General features: G+C 71.5%; 20 protein-coding genes. 5 read left to right on the forward strand and 15 right to left on the reverse strand.

The features are described from left to right. Nucleotides 1-214 precede the first annotated feature (214 nt). Nucleotides 215-1,390: a hypothetical protein gene (locus tag HTV45_RS24955; RefSeq protein WP_215208119.1), complete on the forward strand. Its 1,176-nt coding sequence runs from the start codon at nt 215-217 to the stop codon at nt 1,388-1,390. 240 nt (nt 1,391-1,630) lie between these two features. Here HTV45_RS24955 and HTV45_RS34885 read toward each other — a convergent pair whose 3' ends face one another. From HTV45_RS34885 to HTV45_RS24965, 3 genes are all read right to left on the reverse strand, one after another. Further along, the gene (locus HTV45_RS34885; protein WP_285899682.1) at nt 1,631-1,756 is read right to left on the reverse strand and encodes a hypothetical protein; all 126 of its coding nucleotides are present in this window, start codon (nt 1,754-1,756) and stop codon (nt 1,631-1,633) included. A gap of 192 nt (nt 1,757-1,948) precedes the next feature. Beyond that, on the reverse strand, nt 1,949-3,277 hold the full coding sequence (locus HTV45_RS24960; RefSeq protein WP_215208120.1) for a class I SAM-dependent RNA methyltransferase: 1,329 nt from the start codon (nt 3,275-3,277) through the stop codon (nt 1,949-1,951). A 68-nt stretch (nt 3,278-3,345) separates the two neighbouring features. Continuing rightward, nucleotides 3,346-5,391 carry an APC family permease gene (locus HTV45_RS24965; RefSeq protein WP_215208121.1) on the reverse strand — a complete coding sequence of 682 codons (2,046 nt, stop codon included), beginning with the start codon at nt 5,389-5,391 and terminating at the stop codon, nt 3,346-3,348. Between the two features lie 670 nt (nt 5,392-6,061). Here HTV45_RS24965 and HTV45_RS24970 point away from each other — a divergent pair. Then, complete coding sequence (locus HTV45_RS24970; RefSeq protein WP_215208122.1) at nt 6,062-6,733, forward strand: TrkA family potassium uptake protein; 672 nt, start codon at nt 6,062-6,064, stop codon at nt 6,731-6,733. After that, on the forward strand, nt 6,733-7,401 hold the full coding sequence (locus HTV45_RS24975; protein WP_215208123.1) for a TrkA family potassium uptake protein: 669 nt from the start codon (nt 6,733-6,735) through the stop codon (nt 7,399-7,401). Before HTV45_RS24970 ends, HTV45_RS24975 begins: the two co-directional genes overlap by 1 nt. Nucleotides 7,402-7,529: 128 nt before the next feature. On the opposite strand, the gene HTV45_RS24980 is transcribed toward HTV45_RS24975, so the two are convergent. From HTV45_RS24980 to HTV45_RS25010, 7 genes are all read right to left on the reverse strand, one after another. Next, nucleotides 7,530-8,300, reverse strand: a complete 771-nt coding sequence (locus HTV45_RS24980) for a DUF3159 domain-containing protein (RefSeq protein WP_215208124.1) — start codon at nt 8,298-8,300, stop codon at nt 7,530-7,532. Nucleotides 8,301-8,303: 3 nt separating this feature from the next. Continuing rightward, nucleotides 8,304-8,702, reverse strand: coding sequence for an OB-fold nucleic acid binding domain-containing protein (locus tag HTV45_RS24985; protein ID WP_215208125.1), 399 nt, complete (start codon nt 8,700-8,702; stop codon nt 8,304-8,306). Between the two features lie 110 nt (nt 8,703-8,812). Beyond that, entirely contained in the window at nt 8,813-9,493 is a 681-nt protein-coding gene (locus HTV45_RS24990; RefSeq protein WP_215208126.1) for a response regulator, read from the reverse strand. Continuing rightward, nucleotides 9,490-12,102, reverse strand: coding sequence for a sensor histidine kinase KdpD (locus HTV45_RS24995; RefSeq protein ID WP_215208127.1), 2,613 nt, complete (start codon nt 12,100-12,102; stop codon nt 9,490-9,492). Before HTV45_RS24995 ends, HTV45_RS24990 begins: the two co-directional genes overlap by 4 nt. 456 nt (nt 12,103-12,558) lie before the next feature. Further along, a complete protein-coding gene (locus HTV45_RS25000; RefSeq protein WP_215208128.1) occupies nt 12,559-13,317 on the reverse strand; it encodes a DUF3710 domain-containing protein in 759 nt (252 codons plus the stop codon). A gap of 1 nt (nt 13,318) precedes the next feature. After that, nucleotides 13,319-13,885 (reverse strand): dUTP diphosphatase, encoded by a 567-nt coding sequence (gene dut, locus HTV45_RS25005; protein WP_215208129.1) that lies wholly within the window; start codon nt 13,883-13,885, stop codon nt 13,319-13,321. After that, the gene (locus HTV45_RS25010) at nt 13,882-14,466 is read right to left on the reverse strand and encodes a PaaI family thioesterase (protein WP_215208130.1); all 585 of its coding nucleotides are present in this window, start codon (nt 14,464-14,466) and stop codon (nt 13,882-13,884) included. Before HTV45_RS25010 ends, dut begins: the two co-directional genes overlap by 4 nt. A gap of 58 nt (nt 14,467-14,524) precedes the next feature. On the opposite strand from HTV45_RS25010, the gene HTV45_RS25015 reads away from it, so the two are divergent. Beyond that, on the forward strand, nt 14,525-14,995 hold the full coding sequence (locus HTV45_RS25015) for a DUF3093 domain-containing protein (protein WP_215208131.1): 471 nt from the start codon (nt 14,525-14,527) through the stop codon (nt 14,993-14,995). A gap of 346 nt (nt 14,996-15,341) precedes the next feature. Here HTV45_RS25015 and HTV45_RS25020 read toward each other — a convergent pair whose 3' ends face one another. From HTV45_RS25020 to HTV45_RS25035, 4 genes are all read right to left on the reverse strand, one after another. Beyond that, the gene (locus HTV45_RS25020) at nt 15,342-16,250 is read right to left on the reverse strand and encodes a hypothetical protein (RefSeq protein ID WP_215208132.1); all 909 of its coding nucleotides are present in this window, start codon (nt 16,248-16,250) and stop codon (nt 15,342-15,344) included. Nucleotides 16,251-16,263: 13 nt separating this feature from the next. Beyond that, nucleotides 16,264-16,560, reverse strand: a complete 297-nt coding sequence (locus tag HTV45_RS25025) for a DUF4193 domain-containing protein (protein WP_003993510.1) — start codon at nt 16,558-16,560, stop codon at nt 16,264-16,266. A gap of 394 nt (nt 16,561-16,954) precedes the next feature. After that, complete coding sequence (locus HTV45_RS25030; protein WP_215208133.1) at nt 16,955-18,196, reverse strand: HAMP domain-containing sensor histidine kinase; 1,242 nt, start codon at nt 18,194-18,196, stop codon at nt 16,955-16,957. 5 nt (nt 18,197-18,201) lie between these two features. Next, nucleotides 18,202-18,855: a response regulator transcription factor gene (locus tag HTV45_RS25035; protein ID WP_007387794.1), complete on the reverse strand. Its 654-nt coding sequence runs from the start codon at nt 18,853-18,855 to the stop codon at nt 18,202-18,204. A gap of 449 nt (nt 18,856-19,304) precedes the next feature. Here HTV45_RS25035 and HTV45_RS25040 point away from each other — a divergent pair, with 449 nt between their 5' ends. Further along, nucleotides 19,305-19,478: a hypothetical protein gene (locus HTV45_RS25040; protein WP_015657365.1), complete on the forward strand. Its 174-nt coding sequence runs from the start codon at nt 19,305-19,307 to the stop codon at nt 19,476-19,478. 139 nt (nt 19,479-19,617) lie between these two features. On the opposite strand, the gene HTV45_RS25045 is transcribed toward HTV45_RS25040, so the two are convergent. After that, nucleotides 19,618-20,433 (reverse strand): inositol monophosphatase family protein, encoded by an 816-nt coding sequence (locus tag HTV45_RS25045; protein WP_215208134.1) that lies wholly within the window; start codon nt 20,431-20,433, stop codon nt 19,618-19,620. Nucleotides 20,434-20,439: the final 6 nt, after the last annotated feature.

Raw genomic sequence — 20,439 nt, forward strand, 5'->3', positions numbered from 1 at the left:
GAGCTTGACCACCTCGGCTCAGCACCCCCGCGTCACCGCAGACGCACCCGAGGCTGGGGACCGGCCATCGGTCACAGGCCGGAGTAGTCGACTCCTCTCCTTGCAACTACCACTGCATGACAGCGACTTCACGTCGCACTGAAAGCGCGAGGCTAATGTTTAGCTCTGCCCTTACCCCAGACCGAACCACTTCGAGCAAGGATGCGTCGTCGGCATGACGCTGCGGGACCAGGAGGAGATCGTCGACGCCGAACTCGTCGAGGACGGGGAGTTGGTGCGCGCCGCGCCGACTGCCCGTCCGCTCGTCGACGCGCACACGGTGCTGATGCCGGGCGAGGAGATCCCGACCAGCGACGACCCCCGCATGACGTACACGGAGCGGGACCTGTACGTCAGCGAGGAGACCGCCCAGGCCCTCAAGGAGGCGGAGCGGGAGGGGTCGCCGCAGCGGCGTACAGCGATGCGGTTGTTCGAGGCGTGGTGTGCGGAGCAGGGGCGCGTGGCGAAGCCCTGCACGACGGCGACGTACACGGAGTACGGCCGGCACCTGATGGCGAAGGGCCTCAAGGTCACGACGATCCGGCACTACATGTCCCTGATCCGGACGTCCATGCCGCCCGGGAAGAAGCCGGACAACAGCCTGTTCATGCTGCTCCTGGGGCAGTACCGGAAGAAGAACAAGCGGGCGCTGCGCAGGAAGGAAGCGTTCCCGATCACGCTGCCGTACCTGGTCCCGATGATGGAGAAGGCGGAGGCGGATGACCGGCCGATCGGCTGGCGCGACTCGGCAATGTTCGCCTTCGGGTACCGGTTCCTCGGGCGCAGCATCGAAGACGTCGACCTGGACCTCGAGGACCTGACGATCATCGACGACCGCGTGTTCGTCTGGCTCGCCGAGGACAAGACCCACCAGGGCGAGGAGCAAACGATCACCCTGCACGACCGGGAAGACCTGCGCCTCATCTTCCGCCTGCGCCGGTACGTCAACTGGCTGGCCGAGCAGGGCATCACCACCGGGCCGGTGTGGCGGGAGATCCTGCGCAGCGGAAAGGTCGCGTCGCCAGAGACCCGGGCCACGAAAGGGGGCGGGGCCACCAAGCGCGGCCTCTACCTGCGCCCGCAGACCGTGAACGACCGGGTGAAGCACTGGTTCGCCACGGCCGGGCTCAAGAGCGACGGGCGCCCCGTCTCCTCGCACGGCCTTCGCGCCGGCGGCGCCACCGACCTCGGCACGAGCGGCGCGACGGACGAGGAGCTGGAAGCGGCCGGCCGCTGGAAGAAGGGCTCACGCATGCCTCGGGAGCGGTACGTCCGGCCGACCAAGAACGCGGCCCGAGACCTCTTCAAGAAGGTGCCGGTGCACGACCCGAACGCCCAGGCACAGGAGTGACCTGAGCATGTGACGGGGGCCCGCACAGCCGTGTACGGGCCCCTTCGGACGTGCTCAGGCGGGGAGGGGAACACGGCGCGCATAGCGGCCGCGGTGAGGACGCAGAGGATGCCCGCAAGACGTCGCTCAGCTCCCCCAGGGCGTTAAAGGGCGGGCTGCCGTTCGGGGCAACGTCGAGCACGGACTGGACGGCGGAGCGGGCCCGGCCGGTGGCGTCGATCTGCTACTCGACGTCGGCCATCACTTCGGCGGGGAGAGCTGGAAGGTGCAGGACAGGGCGGCGGCGTTGTCGAGGGCGATGAGCGGGTCGACGGTGAGGGGGACGATCAGGAACCTGCTGGACCCTCTGCTGATGCGGCCGAGCATGACTGTTTGACACCAAAATTTCCGGCGCCCCTGCCTCGTGAGCTTCCCTATCTGGCCAGCTGACCAGCGAGGCAAGGCACCTGACACCCCATCAGAACGAGCGTCAAATGAGCGTCACGAGCGTCATTTCAGCGTCAAGATATCGCCCGTAACGCCCACACCGCACATAATGCGCACGGGTAAAGTCGCAGGTCAGGACCCCTTCGCGACCGGTTCAAGGGTCGCGACACACTCCACGTGGTGCGTCATCGGGAACAGGTCGAACACCCGTAGCGTCCGCACCCGGTAGCCGCCGTCGCGGAAGTACGCCAGGTCGCGCGCCAGGGCCGCCGGGTCGCAGGCGACGTAGGCGATGCGGCGGGCGCCCAGGGACGACAGCTGTCCCACCGTCTTGCGGCCGGCGCCCGCGCGGGGCGGGTCGAGGACGATGAGGTCGACCTCGTCGATGCCCGTGCGGGGCAGGACCGACTCGACCTTGCCCTGCTCGATGCGGACGCGGGGGAAGTCCTCGAGGTTGTGGCGGGCGTCCTCGGCCGCGCGCTTGCCGGACTCGATGCCGAGGACCGCGCCCGCCTCGCCGACCCGGTCGGCCAGGGCGCCCGCGAAGAGGCCGACTCCGCAGTAGAGGTCGAGGGCCATGTCGCCCTTGCGGGGCAGCAGACCCTGCATGACCGCGGTGACGAGGGTGTCCGCGGCCTGCGGGTGTACCTGCCAGAAGCCGCCGCCGGCGACGCGGTGCGTGCGGCCGTCCGCGCGTTCACGGACGAAGGGGCGGCCGTGGACGCGGTGGAGCTGGCCGGAGCGTTCGTCGACGCGCATGACCGAGACGGGGCGGTCGAGTTCGACCAGGGGGAGGCGGGCGCCGGGCTTGGGGGTGAGGACGACCTGGCGGTCCTGGGAACCGGTCGCGGCGATCGCCTCGACGGAGTCCATGCCCGTCCAGTCCCGCTTCTCGATGCCCAGCTCGCTGACCCCGTCCGCGGCGATCATGCAGTGGTCGATCGGCTCGACCTCGTGCGAGCGGTGCCGGCGCAGTCCCGCACGGCCGTCGGCGGTGACGGCGTACTGCACGCGGGTGCGCCACGCCGGGACCTGGCCGGCCGGGACCTTGTCGCCCTCGGCCGGCATCACGGTGCCGTCCCAGCCGGCCTCCTCGGGCGTCAGCCCGGCGAGGTGCCGCAGCTGCTCGGTGACGACCTCGCCCTTGAGGCGCCGCTGGGCGCCGGGCTTGGCGTGCTGCCAGTCGCAGCCGCCGCAGCGGCCGGGACCGGCGAACGGGCAGGGGGCGTCGATGCGGTCCTTGGAGGCGTCCAGCACCCGCACCGCGTCCGCGCGCAGGAAGCGGGCCCCCTCCTCGCCCTCGGTGACCTGGGCGACGACCCGTTCGCCGGGCAGGGCGTGCCGGACGAAGAGGACCTGTCCCTCGGAGGTACGGGCGATGCAGTGGCCGCCGTGGGCGACGGGGCCGATCTCGACCTCGTACTCCTCCCCCACCAGTGATTTCCTCGGTTCTGCCTGCATGGCGGGGTGACTCCACAACATCGGGAACGGTCGGGCCGCGAGGCCCGGGACAACAACAACCAACCAGTCTACGTGTGCGGGGAGGAGTCCTTCCCCCGCTCCTTCGGGCCGCGGCGCACCGAGCCGGGGGCGGCCCAGTCCGCCCGCCTGCGGGCCCGCTTCCTGGCCACCTCGGAGGATTCCAGCTGGTACGGCACCGAGGTCACCATCACACCCGGGGTGAACAGCAGCCGGCCCTTCAGGCGCAGCGCGCTCTGGTTGTGCAGCAGGTGTTCGTACCAGTGGCCGACCACGTACTCGGGGATGATCACGGACACGACGGCGCGCGGTGCCTGGTTGCGCAGGCTCTTGACGTACTCGATGACGGGCCGCGTGACCTCCCGGTACGGCGAGTCGAGCACCTTGAGCGGTACGTCGATGCCACGCCGTTCCCATTCCTGGCGCAGTGCCCTGGTCTCGTCCGGGTCCACGTTGACGCTGAGCGCCTCCAATGTGTCGGAACGCATCAGCCGGGCGTAGGCGAGCGCCCGCAGGGCGGGGCGGTGGATCTTGGAGATCAGGACGACGGAGTGGACCCGGGACGGCCGCGCGCTGTCGTCGGTCGGGGTGTCCGGCGCCGCGATCTCCTCGGCGACCCGGTCGTAGTGCTTGCGGATCGCCGTCATCGTCACGTAGAAGACGCACATCCCGAGCAGCGCGACCCAGGCGCCGTGGGTGAACTTGGTGACGAGTACGACGACCAGGACCAGGCCGGTGAAGAAGGCACCGAAGGTGTTGATGGCCCGGGAGCGGATCATGCGGCGGCGTTCGGTCCGGTCCCGCTCGGTGGCCAGCAGCCGGTTCCAGTGCCGGACCATGCCGGTCTGGCTGAGGGTGAAGGACACGAACACGCCGACGATGTAGAGCTGGATCAGCCGCGTGGAGTCGGCTCCGTAGATCCCCACCAGCAGTCCGGCGGCGCCCGCGAGCAGCACGATGCCGTTGGAGAAGGCGAGGCGGTCGCCGCGGGTGTGCAGCTGGCGGGGGAGGTAGCGGTCCTGGGCAAGGATCGAACCGAGCAGCGGGAAGCCGTTGTAGGCGGTGTTCGCGGCGAGGAACAGCACCAGCGCGGTGGCGGCGGCGAGGATCACGAACAGAACGCTGCCGTGGCCGAAGACGGCCTCGGCGACCTGGGAGATCACCGGGTCCTGGACGTAGTCCGGTCCGAGCGGTACGCCGTCGTGGGTCAGGTCCTCGGCGGGGTTCTCGGCCATGCGGACGCCGGTGGCGGAGGCCAGCGCGATGATGCCGCAGAACATGGTGACGGCGAGCAGGCCCATCATGGCGAGCGTGGTCGCCGCGTTGCGCGCCTTGGGCCGGCGGAAGGCGGGGACGCCGTTGGAGATCGCCTCGACTCCGGTGAGCGCCGCGCAGCCGGAGGAGAAGGCGCGCAGGAGCAGGAAGAGCAGAGCGAAGCCGGCGAGGCTCGAATGCTCGGCCTCGATCTCGAACTCCGCGGTCGGTGCCCGCATGTCGTCGCCGAGCACGACCGAGCGGAAGCTCCCCCACGCGATCATGAGAAAAACGCCGGTGACGAAGACGTAGGTGGGGATCGCGAAGAGTGTGCCCGATTCCCTGACCCCGCGCAGATTCATCAGCGTGAGCAGCACGATCACGCCGATAGCGCAGGCCACCTTGTGCTCGACGACGAACGGGACGGCCGAGCCCAGGTTCTCTATGCCGGCGGAGATCGACACGGCGACGGTCAGGACGTAGTCGACGAGCAGGGCGCTGGCGACGGTCAGACCGGCTCTGGGGCCGAGGTTGGTGGTGGCCACCTCGTAGTCGCCGCCGCCGCTCGGGTACTCACGGACGTTCTGCCGGTAGCTGGCGACGACGGTGAGCATCAGCAGGACGACCGCCACGGCGATCCAGGGGCTGAAGTGGTACGCCGACAGGCCCGCGATGGACAGGACCAGCAGTACCTCGCCGGGGGCGTACGCCACGGACGACAGCGGGTCGGAGGCGAAGACGGGGAGTGCGACGCGCTTCGGCAGGAGCGTTTCCCCGAGCCGGTCGCTGCGCAGTGCGCGCCCGATGAGGATCCGTTTGGGCACGTCGGTCAGTTTGGACACAACAGTGGATCGTAGGCCGTGGGGCAGAGGGTGGCGCACTCGCCACCCGACATCCGTACGGGGTCCGTACGGCCTCGGCTCTCCGGGTGAATTCACCAGGGCGCGAAGCCCGGATTCCGCAGGTCGCGGATGTTCCATGCCTATATGACTAACCCGGCCGCAGTCGCCACTCCCCGTGGAGGTCCCATGCACACGACCGCAGAACTGATCGGCGCCGCGGCCGCGCTCGTCGCCCTCGGCGTCCTCACCGTGGCGAGCGTACGCAGCATCACGCGACGCTGACCGCGTCACCGGGCGTACGACGGTCCGCGCAGGCGGCCGCGCCCGCCACCCGCCGAGCCCGGACGGGACGGGTGGGGCGGGGAAGGGCGGGCGTCAGGGGCGACGAGCCGGGGCCCGCTCCCCGCGGGAGATGCCGGGCCGGCGCATCACATTCGGCTTCCTCCCCCGCCCGGTCCCCGGGTGTCCCCGGGCGCCGGCGATACGTTGGACTCGGCACACGGACACGGGCCGCCGGGCCCCGGAGGGCGTCAGGACCGCGGTCCCCCGGCATGATGTTGTCCGGCGGCCCGCTTTCAGGCCGCGAAGTCCTGCCTGGCGAGCCGAAAGAGAGACATGAGCACCAAGGTCATGAAGGTCGAAGGGCCTGCAGGAAGCGCGGGGTGACGCGATGCACATTGTCATCATGGGCTGCGGAAGGGTGGGTTCCGCCTTGGCCCAGACCCTGGAGGAACAGGGACACACGGTCGCCGTGATCGACCGGGACCCCACCGCCTTCCGCCGGCTCGGCTCCTCGTTCGGCGGCCGCCGGGTGACCGGCATCGGCTTCGACCAGGACACCCTGCGTGAGGCCGGTATCGAGGACGCGGGCGCCTTCGCCGCCGTCTCCAGCGGCGACAACTCCAACATCATCGCCGCGCGGGTGGCCCGGGAGATGTTCGATATCGAGAACGTCGCCGCCCGCATCTACGACCCCCGCCGCGCGGAGGTGTACCAGCGCCTGGGCATCCCGACCGTGGCGACCGTGCGCTGGACGGCCGACCAGATGCTGCGCCGGCTGCTCCCCTCGGGTGCCGAGCCGCTGTGGCGCGACCCCACCGGCGGCGTCCAGCTCGCCGAGGTGCACACCTCCACGGCCTGGGTGGGGCACCGGATCAGCAGACTGCAGGACCATACGGGCGTGCGGGTGGCCTTCCTGACCCGGCTCGGCGAGGCGATCCTGCCCAGCTCGCAGACGGTGTTGCAAGAGGGGGATCTGGTGCACGTGATGATGCGCACCGATGAGATCGACCGGGTCGAGGCGGCGTTCGCCAAGGGTCCCGAAGAGGAGGGCGGTCACTGATGAGGGTCGCCATTGCCGGGGCCGGTGCCGTCGGCCGCTCGATCGCGGGCGAGCTGCTGGAGAACGGCCACGAGATCCTGCTGATCGACAAGGCGCCGACCGCCATCTCGGTGGAGCGCGTGCCGCAGGCGGAGTGGCTGCTGGCCGACGCCTGCGAGATCACGTCCCTGGACGAGGCGGCGCTCCAGCGCTGCAACGTCGTCATCGCCGCGACCGGCGACGACAAGGTCAACCTGGTCGTCTCCCTGCTCGCCAAGACCGAGTACGGCGTTCCGCGGGTCGTCGCCCGGGTGAACAACCCGAAGAACGAGTGGCTGTTCAACGAGTCCTGGGGCGTGGACGTCGCCGTCTCCACCCCGCGGCTGATGTCCGCCCTGGTGGAGGAGGCGGTCAGCGTCGGCGACCTGGTCCGGCTGCTGCGCTTCAGCCACGGTGACGCCAACCTGGTGGAGCTGACCCTGCCGGAGGAGTCGGCACTGGCCGGCACCCAGGTCGGGGACGTCGAGTGGCCGCAGGACACCTCGCTGGTGACCATCATCCGCGGCACGCGCGTGCTGACGCCGACGCGGGAGGACTCCCTGGAGGCGGGCGACGAGCTGCTCTTCGTGGCCGCCCAGGCCCGCGAGGAAGAGCTGGAGGACCTGCTCTCGGTCCGCAAGCAGATGTAGGAGCTCGCACCGGTTCGCCGCTCGCCCCACCGGGTCGTGGACCCGGTGGGGCGAGGCGACGGTGGGGCGAGGCGACACGGAAGCGGGGGCGCCCGGACGGTTCCGGGCGCCCCCGCTGTCCGTACGGGCTAGGGCTCGCGGCGGTGGCGGCCGGCCGTGGCCGCCCCTTCGCCGTCCTGCGTCTGCGCGGCGGCGGCCTTCCGCTCTTCCTCCGCGCGCTCCTCCGCCTCCATCTCCGCGAAGACGTCGATCGGCGGCGGCGCCTTCGCCAGGAACACCCAGGTGAGATAGACGGCCAGCAGGAACGGCGGGATCTTCAGCGCGACCAGTACCCAGCCCAGCTGGGTCGTGTCCGCCCACCAGTACAGGGGGAAGAGGATCGCGCTCTTGGCGAGCAGGATCAGTCCCCAGGCCCAGCTGGCCTTGGTGTAGGCCTTCTTGCGTCCGGGGTTACGGGTCCGCCAGGACAGGTTCTCCTTGAACACCGGGCCCAGCATCAGGCCGATCAGCGGGACGCCCGCCATCGCCGTCACGATGTACGCCAGGGCCAGGCCCAGCGTGTAGAGCATGCCCGGAAGGTAGAAGTCCTTGGCGTTGCCGGTCATCATCGCGAAGACCACACCGAAGGCCACGCCGAAGACCCCGCTGAAGGCGTGCTTGACGGTGTCCTTGCGCACCAGCCGGACCACGACCATCACCAGCGCCACGGCGAGCGCCGCGATCGCCGACATGTGCAGGTCCTTGTTGACCGTGTAGATGCTGACGAAGAGGAGCCCGGGCAGCACCGTCTCGACCATGCCCCGCACCCCGCCGAACGCCTCGAACAGGGCAGCCTCCGTCACCGCCCGGGCGTCGTCCGCGGATGTGTCTTCGGTTGTCGGCTTGTCGAGCGACGTCACCGGCTACTCCCGTCCGAGGGGTCTCAGTTCGTATTTGGGATTGAACAGCACCCGGCGGCCCCGGCTCATGGAGATCCTGCCCGATGCGATCAGCTTGCGCCCCGGCTCGATCCCGAGGATGGAGCGCCGGCCGAGCCACACCACGTCCAGCGGGGCGGAGCCGTCGAACAGCTCGGCCTCCAGGGCCGGAACTCCCGCACGCGGTCGCTGCGTGACCGTGCGCAAGGTACCAGTAACGGTGACGATCTGCCGGTCGCGGCAGTCGCCTATCCGCGTACAGCCGGCGGTCTCGGCGTCCTCGCGCAGCTCCTCGGACTCCAGGTCCTCCTGAGACGAGGAGAGCCGGTCGAGCATGCGCCGGAACCGGCCTGCCGGCTTCTCGGAACGAGGAACAGCACTCATATCTGAAGCGTACCGGGGTGCACTGACGGTTACGTACCCCCTGCGCCCCCGGCCCGAACCGGCCACCGCCCGGGCTCTCGGGGCGGGGCGCAGCGGGGCGCCCCTGACCTTCACTTCTCGAAGCGGTACCCCATGCCCGGCTCGGTGATGAGGTGGCGCGGGTGTGACGGATCCGCCTCCAGTTTCCGCCGCAGCTGCGCCATGTACACGCGGAGGTAGTTGGTCTCCGTCCCGTACGACGGCCCCCACACCTCCCGCAGCAGCTGCTTCTGCGCCACCAGGCGGCCGCCCGCCCGCACCAGCACCTCCAGCAGATGCCATTCGGTGGGGGTCAGCCGTACGTCCCTGCCGTCGCGGTTGACCTTCTTGGCGGCCAGGTCGACGGTGAACCCGGTGGTCTCCACCACGGCGTCTCCCCCGTCGCCGGCGGGCTCCGCGCGGCGTACGGCGGCCCGCAGCCGGGCCAGCAGTTCGTCCATCCCGAAGGGCTTGGTGACGTAGTCGTCGGCGCCCGCGTCCAGCGCCTGCACCTTCTCGTCGGAGGCGTGCCGCGCGGAGAGCACCAGGACCGGGACGCGGGTCCAGCCGCGCAGCCGCCTGATCACCTCGACGCCGTCCATGTCGGGCAGGCCCAGGTCGAGGACGACGACATCGGGGTGGTGCGCGGCGGCGGCCCGGAGGGCGGCGGCGCCGTCATGCGCGGAATCCACCTCGTAGGAGCGGGCCTTGAGGTTGATCACCAGGGCGCGCACGATGGCCGGGTCGTCGTCGACCACCAGCACACGGGTCATGAGGACTGCCTTTCCGGTTCTGCGGGGTTCGCGCGGGTCGCGGTGGCGCCGGGGGCGGCGGCGGGTGGAGCGGACGGTGCTTGAGGAACGGCTGCCGGTGCGGGTCCGTGGTGTGTTCCCGCGGCGCGCAGGGTGAGCGCCATGGTGAGACCGCCGCCGGGGGTGTCCTCGGCGGTCAGTGTGCCGCCGATGGCCTCGGCGAAGCCCCGGGCGACCGCCAGGCCGAGGCCGACACCGGCTCCGCGCGGGGCGTCACCGTGCCGCTGGAAGGGTTCGAAGATCCGCTCCTTGGCCTCGTCGGGGACGCCGGGCCCGCGGTCGACGACCCGTACCTCGACCCGGCCGGCGAGAGCGCTGGCGGCCACCAGCACGGGCCTGCCGGGAGGACCGTGGGTGACGGCGTTCTCGATCACGTTGGCCATCGCCCGCTCCAGCAGGCCCGGGTCCACCGCGACCATGGGAAGGGCCTCGGGGATGTCCAGGGCGACACTGCCCTCGGGCACCCCGCCGAGCGCCATCGGCACCACCTCGTCCAGGTCGATCTCGCGGATCAGAGGGGTGACCGTGCCGGTGTGCAGCCGGGACATGTCGAGCAGGTTGCCCACCAGGTGGTCCAGGCGGTCGGCACCGTCCTCGATGCCCTCCAGCAGTTCGGCCCGGTCCTCGGGCGACCAGTCGACGTCCGCGGAGCGCAGCGAGGAGACGGCCGCCTTGATCCCGGCCAGCGGCGTGCGCAGATCATGGCTGACGGCGGCCAGGAGGGCGGTGCGGATGCGGTTGCCCTCGGCGAGGGCGAGGGCCCGGTCGGCCTGTTCGCGCAGCCGGCGGCGGTCCAGGACGACGGCGGCCTGTGCGGCGAAGGCGCCGAGCACCCTGCGGTCCTCGGCGGGTGGCACCCGGCCGGTCAGCGCCAGCGCCATGTGGTCCCCGACCGGCACCTCCACGTCCGCGTCCTCGGGCCGATCGACCGGCCGGCCCCGGCCCGCCCGGCCCGCGCAGGTCCACGGCTCGACGTCGCCCGCGCGTTCGAGCAGGGCGGCCGAGTCCATGCCGAAGGTCTCCCGGACCCGTTCCAGCAGGTCCTCCAGTCCGGTCTCACCGCGCAGTACGTTGCCGGCGAGGAAGGAGAGGATCTCCGACTCGGCGCGCAGCCGGGCCGCCTGATGGGTGCGCCGGGCCGCGAGATCGACCACGGACGCCACCGACGCGCCGACCGCGATGAAGATCACGATGGCGATGATGTTCTTCGGGTTGGCGATGTTCCAGGTGTGGAGCGGCGGGGTGTAGAAGTAGTTGAGCAGGAGGGAGCCGGCCGCCGCCGAGGCCAGCGCGGGCCACAGTCCGCCGAGCAGGGCGGCCGCCACCGTCAGCGTCAGGAACAGCAGCATGTCGTTGGCGAGTCCGAGGTCCCCGGCGCTGAGCAGCACCGCCAGCGCCGCCGGGCCGCCCAGCCCGACCGCCCAGCCCCAGGCCAGCCGGGAACGGCCGAGCCGCGCGCCCCGCGCGCCGGGCAGTCCGCGGCCCTTGGCCACCTCCTCGTGGGTGACGATGTGCACGTCCAGGTCGGGTCCGGAGTCCCGGGCGACGGTCGCGCCGACGCCGGGGCCGAAGACGTACTGCCAGGTCCTGCGGCGCGAGGAGCCGAGGACCAGCTGGGTGGCGTTGGCACCGCGCGCGAAGGCCAGCAGGGCGGCGGGTATGTCATCGCCGACGACGTGGTGGAAGGTACCGCCGAGATCCTCGGCGAGGGTGCGCTGCTCGGCCAGTTCCTTGGGCGAGGCGGCGGTGAGCGCGTCGCTGCGGGAGATGTAGACGGCGAGCAGTTCGCCGCCCGCTCCCTTCTCGGCCAGCCGCGCGGCCCGCCGGATCAGGGTGCGGCCCTCGGGTCCGCCGGTCAGGCCGACGACGATCCGCTCGCGCGAGCCCCAGATCGCCGAGACCTCGTGCTCGCTGCGGTAGCGCTGCAGGTGGGCGTCGACCCGGTCGGCCACCCACAGCAGCGCCAGTTCCCTGAGCGCGGTGAGGTTGCCGGGGCGGAAGTAGTTCGAGAGTGCGGCGTCGACCTCGTCCGGCCGGTGGATGTTGCCGTGCGCCATACGGCGGCGCAGCGCCTCGGGGGTCATGTCGACCAGCTCGACCTGGTCGGCCCGCCGCACCACCTCGTCCGGCACGGTCTCCGGTTCCCGCACCCCGGTGATCGACTCCACGACGTCGCCCAGCGACTCCAGGTGCTGGATGTTGACGGTCGAGAGCACGTCGATGCCCGCAGCCAGCAGCTCCTCCACGTCCTGCCAGCGTTTGGCGTTGCGGCAGCCGGGCGCGTTGGTGTGGGCGAGTTCGTCGACCAGGGCCACCTGGGGGCGGCGGGCGAGGACGGCGTCGAGGTCCATCTCCGGCACCCGGGTCCCGCGGTGCTCCGCTTCCCCGTACGGGATCTGCTCCAGCCCTTCCAGCAGCGCCTCGGTACGGGGCCTGCCGTGCGGTTGTGCGAAGGCGACCACGCAGTCGGTGCCGCGCTCCGCGCGCCGGTGCGCCTCGGCGAGCATGGCGTACGTCTTGCCGACGCCCGGTGCCGCACCGAGGTGTATCCGAAGTCTGCCGCGTGCCATGACCCCATTGTCCTGGGCCGTGCCACGGAGCCGACGGCGGGCACCGGCGGAGGCACCGCTGGACGGCCGCGACGCCGTGCACGAGGACCCGGGCGCGGGAAAGGGCCGTAGCCCGGAAGGGATACGACCCTGTGCCGCGTCTGTCACCGAAGACTCCGGCGGATGCCGACGAGCTGTCGCCGGGGCCGAGCGGGGCTCGGCCCGCCCGGAACCCCGGCGGACGCCTGCGATCCAGCACCGGGGAGTCGGGGGCCGGCGACCTGCCGCCGCGCAGGAACGGACCCCGGCGACCCGCCACGGAGAAACGAACCCCGGCGACCCGCCACGGACGACTCCAGCGGACCCCCGCCTCTTCACCGGAGCCCCGGGCGCACCCGGCGATCCACCGGCGGAGGCTCCGGGCGCCCCGTCGCCGGAGACCCGAACGGACCCCCGTACCCCGCGTCGCCGAAGGCTCTAGCGGACCTCGGTGATCTCCGGGCCGCGCTGGAGCTGGCCCATGCCGCCGGCGAAGCGGGAGCCGCCCTCCTCCTGCTGCACGTTCTCGGGGACCATCTGCGCGTCGTTCGGCAGCTGGAGGACGATCGGGTCGCGCGGTGCCATCGGGCCGTCCCCGCGGACGACGACCGTGTCCCGGAAGATCTGCTCGAGCAGTCCGGCGGCCTGCGGCTGCACCGCGCCCTGACCCGAGATCACCCCGCGCAGGAACCAGCGGGTGCCGTCCACTCCCACGAACCGTACGACCTGGTAGCCGCCGGTGCCGTCCGGCAGCTGCACCGGTACCTGGGCACGCAGCTCCCAGCCGAGCGGGCCCTCGACCTCGTCGATGATGCCGCCCTGCTGGGTGATCCCGGAAGCGATCTCCTCGCGCACCTCGCTCCAGATGCCCTCACGCTTGGGTGCGGCGAATGCCTGCAGCTGGATGGCGCTGTCGCGCAGCACGACGGTGGCCGCGACGATCGCGTCACCGGCGACCTCCACCCGCAGCTCCATGCCGTCGACGCCCGGCACGAACATGCCGCCCAGGTCGACCCGGCCCTCTCCGGGCTCGCGGACCTCGGTGCTGTCCCAGGGCCCGTCGGGGCGCGGCGCCGGCTCGAGCCTCAGCCGTCCGGCCTCCGCGCCGCCCGCCTCCGCGCCGACACCGTCGACGACCTGCTCGGCCTCGCCGGCCGCACCGTCGGCGGCATCCTTATTCTTGCGACGTCCGAACACGTCACTGTCCTTCCCGGTCGGATACGACCGAAGCGTATCGATTCCCACCCGCTGTACCGCCCACGGCGGCCTGAACGCTTGTGCCGCTCTTACCCTCTTCTTCCACCGCGGCATGGCCGCCGGTGGACCCGAAGCCCCCCTCGGCCCGGGCCGAGGGGGGAAGCTCCGCGACGGACACGAAGCGGACCCTCTCGACCTGCTGGACGACCAGTTGGGCAATCCGGTCGAAACGCTCGAACCGCACGGTCTCGCGCGGGTCGAGATTCACCACGATCACCTTGATCTCCCCACGGTACCCGGCATCAACCGTCCCCGGGGCATTCACCAGGGCGACGCCGCAGCGGGCGGCAAGACCGGATCGCGGGTGCACGAAGGCCGCGTACCCCTCGGGCAGCGCGACAGACACCCCGGTCGGCAGTACGGCCCGCTCACCGGGAGCCAGTTCGCGGGCCTCGGTGGTCCGCAGGTCGGCCCCCGCGTCGCCCGGGTGCTCGTACGACGGCAGCGCTACGTCGGGGTCCACACGCCTGATCAGCACCTCGAGGGCGGGCTGTCCGAAGGCGCTCACGGATTCACCTCGAAGGCACGCGCGCGGCGGACCTGGTCGGGGTCGCTCATGGCGGCCTGGATCTCCTCCGCGCGGCCGTGGTCGATGAAGTGATCGACCTTGACCTCGATGAACAGGGCGTCGGCGCGGACCGCGACGGGCCCGTCGGGGCCGCCGATGCGGCCGGTGGCGGTGCAGTAGATCTTCCGTCCCGCCACCGCGGTCGCCCGGGCGTCCAGATGCAGCACGGTGCCGACCGGCACGGGCTGGACGAAGTCCGTCTCCAGCCTGCCGGTCACCGCGATGGTGCGCAGCAGCCAGGTGAGGGAGCCGAGCGCCTCGTCCAGGGCGGTGGCGAGCACCCCGCCGTGCGCGAGTCCCGGTGCGCCCTGGTGGGCGGCCTGCACGGTGAACCGGGCGGTGATCGACACGCCTTCACCGGCGCGGGCCTGGAGGTGCAGGCCGTGCGGCTGCTCGTCGCCGCAGCCGAAGCACTGGCCGTAGTGGGCGCCGAGGAGTTCGCCGGGTGCGGGGGCGTCGGGGTGACGCACCGGGGTCACGGCGTCTGCGGGGGGCTGAAGAGCTGCGGAAGTACCACTCACAGGCGCAGACCTTACCCGCGCGTGAGCGCACTCCCGCCACCGTGCCAAGCTTGGGTCCATGCAGCTCTCCGCCGCCCCGTACGAAGAACGCCTCACCGCCCCCCGCTCCTGGTGGCTGCTCTCCTTCCTGGCGGGGGTCTCCATGGCGCTGATCCTGCTGCCGTTCGGCACGCTGCCGATGCTCGGCGGTCTGGCCGGCGGGACCGCCGCCGCGGCGGTCGTCGCCAGTTCGTACGGCTCGGTGCGCATCCGGGTCGTGGGCGGTCATCTGATCGCGGGCGAGGCGAGGATCCCGGTGTCGGCGCTGGGAGAGGCGGAGATCCTGGACGCGGAGGAGGCACGGGCCTGGCGCACCCACAAGGCCGACCCGCGCTGCTTCATGCTGCTGCGGGCGTACATCCCCGGCGCACTGCGGGTGGACATCACCGACCCCGAGGACCCGACTCCCTACGCCTTCCTGTCGACGCGCGAGCCGGAGCGTCTGGCGCAGGCGCTCCGGGCGGCCCGGGAGGCGGCGGGCACCGCGTAGCGCCTGTCCGGCGGAGCATGGCGGGGGCAGGGTCGCTCCGGCGCCGGCCGGCGGCGTCTGCGGAGTCGTACCACCGTCGCGCGGTTCCCCGCGCCCCTGGGAGAGCTGCTCCGGCTCTGGTCGCCGGCGTGCCCGAGCCGCACGGAGCGCCGGGCTGGAATCAGCCCGTCCGGCGTCTGACGGCGAGGCCCGTTCAGGCAGAAGGGGACTGGGGGCGCGGCCCCCAGGGCGATGGGGTGCCCGCGCTCGAGCGAAGCCGGGAGTGGGGGGAGGGAAGGGCGACGGGGGCGACCTCGCAGGGCCGGCCAGGGCCGTGGGGGTGCCGTCCGTGCCCGGGAGGCGGCCTTCAGGGGGTCGGGGGGCCGCCGAGTTCCTTGAGAACGTCCTCGGGGTGGTCCAGGGCGGGCAGTGCCGGCAGGGCGTCCCAGGACACCTGGATTCTGCGCAGGTCGGCCCGGATGCGCTCGGCGAGCTTTCTGGTGTCCCGGCGGTTCATCACGGCGCCCACGGCGGCCCCGACCAGGAACGGCATCAGGTTCGGCAGATTTCGGACCGTGCGCTTCATGATCCGCTGGCGCAGTTCGCGCTTCATACGGCTGTTCAGGGCCGCGCTCACGGTCGAGGGCCTGGTGGCCTGCACGCCGCGCTCCTCCGACCAGGAGTTGAGGTACACGGTGCTGCGCTGGGCGAGGGTGCCGGGCGGCCGTACGCCGTAGACCTCGTGGAGTTCGGCGATCAGCTTGAGTTCGATCGCGGCGACGCCGGTGATCTCGGCGGCCAGTTCCGTCGGCATCGCGGGTGGGACGGGCATCATCGCCGCGGCGCCGACTCCGGCCCCGACCGTGGCGGTTGCCTTCGCGGCACCGGCCACGAGCTTGTCCGCGAGCTCCTCGGGTCCGAGTCCGGGGAACTGGCGGCGCAGCGTCGCGAGGTCCCGTACGGGCACCCGCGGGGCGATCTCGATGATCCGGTCCGCCAGGTGCGCCAGACCGGCACGGGCGCGGGCGCCGCCGTTGCGGACGCCTTCCCGGGCCTTCTGACGGAACGCGGCGGCCCTTCTGTGCGCCGCGGGCGCGGTGACCTCCAGGGATGCCGGGAGGTCACCCCGGCCGGATGCTGCTTCGAGCGAGGCCTCACCGTCACCGGCCGGGCCCCGCTCTGGGTCACGCGTGTCGTGCTGCGGGCCCCGGCGGGGCCCTTTGTCCGCTCCCTTTGCGAAGAAGCGGCGCTTCCTCGGAGGGGTCGAGCCAGTCACGGCCGACCCCGCCTCAGTCGCAGTCGCGGCAGATCGGCTGGCCGTTCTTCTCGCGGGCCAGCTGACTGCGGTGGTGCACCAGGAAGCAGCTCATGCAGGTGAACTCGTCCTGCTGCTTCGGCAGAACCCGGACGGCGAGTTCCTCGTTCGAGAGGTCCGCGCCGGGCAGTTCGAGGCCTTCGGCGGCCTCGAACTCGTCGACGTCGACGGCCGAGGCGGACTTGTCGTTCCGCCGGGCCTTCAGTTCCTCGAGACTGTCCGAGTCGACGTCGTCGTCGGTCTTCCGTGGAGTGTCATAGTCGGTTGCCATGGTCGCTCTCCCCCTCTGGGTGTATGCGGTGTCTCCAGCGCACGTAACGCGTGAGAGGCCGGACTTGTGCCCGACCTGAGGCGGAGATTTTGCCTCACATCAAGGTCTGTTACTCAATCGACACCCAACCGGATCCCTCATGAGTGATCGGCTTGGATGGCGATGGGGACCGTACACGGTCCCAACGCCGCACTTCAAAGGCGCCTCACCGTGTACTTCCCGTGATCGGGGCCCTTGAAAACCGGGACTTTCCCGACCTTCCGACGTGGTACATGATCACGGAGAGTGGATGAACGGGAAGTCACCCCTGTGATCGATCACACACGCGAATCCCCGGGGCGCCCCCCGGAAATTCCGCGCAAAGCGAACACCCCGTTGTGTCGGGGGCATGATGTCAGATCGGCATGGTGACGCGCATCACGAGTCCGCCCCCCTCTCTCGGCTGCGCGTAGATGTGCCCGCCGTGCGCCCGGGCGACCGACCGCACGATGGAGAGTCCGAGCCCGACGCCCTTGTCGCTGCCGGTGCGCTCGGTGCGCAGCCGACGGAACGGCTCGAAGAGGTTGTCGATCTCGTACGCCGGCACGACGGGGCCCGTGTTGGACACCACCAGGACCGCCTGACCGTGCTGGACGTCGGTGGTGACCTCGACCCAGCCGTCCTCGGCCACGTTGTAGCGCACGGCGTTCTGGACCAGGTTCAGGGCGATCCGCTCCAGCAGCACACCGTTGCCCTGGATGACGGCGGGCCGGCGCTCACCCCGGATCACCACCTGCCTGGCCTCCGCCTCGGCGTGCACCTGGTCGATGGCCTGACCGGCGACCTCGGCGAGGTCGACGGGCCCCCGCTCGACGATCTGGTTGTCGCTGCGGGCGAGCAGCAGCAGGCCCTCGACGAGCTGTTCGCTGCGCTCGTTGGTGGCCAGCAGCGTCTTGCCCAGCTGCTGGAGCTCCACCGGCGCGTCCGGATCGGAGAGATGCACCTCGAGCAGCGTGCGGTTGATCGCCAGCGGGGTGCGCAGCTCGTGCGAGGCGTTGCCCACGAAGCGCTGCTGGGCCGTGAACGCCCGCTGGAGCCGCTCCAGCATGTCGTCGAAGGTGTCGGCCAGCTCCTTCAGCTCGTCGTCCGGACCGTCCAGCTCGATCCGGCGGGACAGGTCCGAACCCGCCACCGCGCGGGCGGTGCGGGTGATCCGGCCCAGTGGCGACAGCACGCGGCCGGCCATGGCGTAGCCGAAGGCGAAGGCGATGATCGCGAGACCGAGCAGGGCAAGCAGCGAGCGGCTGAGCAGATCGTCCAGGGCGTGCTGACGCTGCTCGTTGACGCATTCGTTGAGCGCCCGGTTGAGGTCGTCCGCGGGCAGCGGGGAGCTGCGCAGGTTGCAGAGGTCGCTGGACACCTCGCCCGAGAGGATCCGGAAGGGCAGGTCGCTGCCGACGTTGAGCGCGTTGGCGGCGAGCAGGTAGATGATCGACAGCAGCATGATCCCGGCGATCAGGAACATGCCGCCGTAGAGCAGGGTCAGCCGTATCCGGATGGTCGGGCGCAGCCAGGGGAAGGGCGGTACCGGCCTGCGGGGGTCCCAGGTGGGCTTCGGTGGGGCCTGCGGGGACGCCGGTGTGGGGGTGGCGGCCATGGGGATCAGATCCGGTAACCCGAACCCGGCACGGTCACGATGACCGGCGGCTCGCCCAGTTTGCGGCGCAGGGTCATCACGGTCACCCGCACCACGTTGGTGAACGGGTCGGTGTTCTCGTCCCACGCCTTCTCCAGCAGCTGCTCGGCGGAGACCACCGCCCCCTCGCTGCGCATGAGCACCTCCAGCACGGCGAACTCCTTCGGCGCCAGCTGGACCTCCTTGCCGTCGCGGAACACCTCGCGGCGGTTGGGGTCGAGCTTGATCCCGGCGCGCTCCAGCACGGGCGGCAGCGGCACGCTCGTGCGCCGCCCGAGGGCGCGCACGCGCGCGATGAGCTCGCTGAACGCGAAGGGCTTGGGCAGATAGTCGTCGGCGCCGATCTCCAGTCCCTCGACCCGGTCGCTGACGTCGCCGGACGCCGTGAGCATCAGCACCCGCGTGGGCATGCCGAGCTCGACGATCCTGCGGCAGACGTCGTCGCCGTGCACCAGGGGGAGGTCGCGGTCGAGGACGACCACGTCGTAGTCGTTGACGCCGATGCGCTCCAGGGCGGCCGCACCGTCGTACACGACGTCGACGGCCATGGCCTCCCGGCGCAGTCCGGTGGCCACCGCATCGGCGAGCAGTTGCTCGTCCTCGACGACGAGTACGCGCACGTCGCTTGTCCTTCCTCATGTCCCGGGCCGCGCAGCGCCGGACGGCGCACGCGGGCGGGATGCTTGGTGGGTGTTGCCTCCATCCTGCCCTTTTCGGCCGTAAGTCGGCTGTAAGGCGGGGGGACGGCCGGTGGCGATCGGCCGCGGGCCGGGGAACGCCGGGGAACGCCGGGGCGGACGAAGCGGGAATACGAGATTTTCTCGCGCGTTGAGGTTTCCGCGAAAGGGAGCCTGGGGAGGACGGGTTTACATCCCACGATCACGCTCTGCATGTACCGCACCACCATGCGGTGCGACGCAGTCCGCTTCCGCAGAGCGGCCGTGGATGTCCGGCACCGTCGCCGCCCCGCCGGGTGGCGCTGGGCATCCGCTCCGGACGTGATCGTCCCTTTCGATCGGCACACCCCCGTGCCACCGACCCACCCACCCAGGACGAGGGGGCGCAGCGCATGGACGCATTCACCGCAGGACTTCTGCAGCGCATAAGGGCGACCGAGTCCGATCTGACGCGGGCACGTGACGAGGGCGACGACTTCCTCGTCGAAGTGGAGCAGGGCGAACTCGACGACCTGCGCCGCCTCGCCGCCGAGCACGGCGTGGAGGTCGGCGCGTACAGCGTCTGACCGGCTCGCGGACGAACGGGCCCCGGCGAATCCAGCGCCGGGGCCCGTTCGCGTTCACCTCCCGTACGGCAGGACGCCGGGCCTGCGTACTGCGCCCTGCGCCCTGCGCCCTGCGCCCTGCGGATGAACGGTGATCCGGTCAGTCGTGCCAGGCGCCCAGGTCCTCCAGGAGCCGCTGGAGGGGCTCGAAGACCCCGGGGCCGGCCGCGACGGTCAGTTCCCGGGAAGGGCCGTCCCCGACGCGTCCACCGGTCAGCGCACCCGCCTCCCGGGCGATGAGAGCTCCGGCTGCGAGGTCCCAGGGGTGCAGTCCGCGCTCGTAGTAGCCGTCGAGACGGCCCGCGGCGACATCGCACAGGTCGATCGCGGCCGAACCGCCGCGCCGGATGTCCCGCAGCAGCGGGATCATCCGCTGTGCCACGTCGGCCTGGTGGGCCCGGACCTCGGTGACGTAGTTGAAGCCGGTCGAGACCAGGGCCTGGTCGAGGGGCGGCGCGGGGCGGCAGCGCAGCTCCCGCTCGCCCTCCCACGCACCGGTCGCCCACGCCCCGCCGCCGCGCACCGCGTGGTACGCCTCGCCGCGCATGGGGGCCACCACGGCTCCGGCGACGGTCTCGCCGTCCTGCTCGGCGGCGATGGAGACGGCCCAGGTGGGCAGGCCGTACAGGTAGTTCACGGTGCCGTCGAGGGGGTCGATCACCCAGCGGACACCGCTGCTGCCCTCGGACGAGGCGCCCTCCTCGCCCAGGAAGCCGTCGTCCGGGCGGCGCCCGGCGATCAGGGTGGTGATCAGCTTCTCCGCCGCGATGTCCATCTCGGTGACGACGTCGATCGGGCTGGACTTGGTCGCGGCGACCGCGAGGTCGGCCGGACGGCCGTCCCGCAGCAGGGCGCCCGCGCGCCGGGCCGCCTCCCGGGCCAGCTCCAGCAGTTCCGTGTGCAGGGGGTCGGTCACGGGGCT

Source organism: Streptomyces sp. CHD11, assembly GCF_018638295.1.
GTDB lineage: Bacteria > Actinomycetota > Actinomycetes > Streptomycetales > Streptomycetaceae > Streptomyces.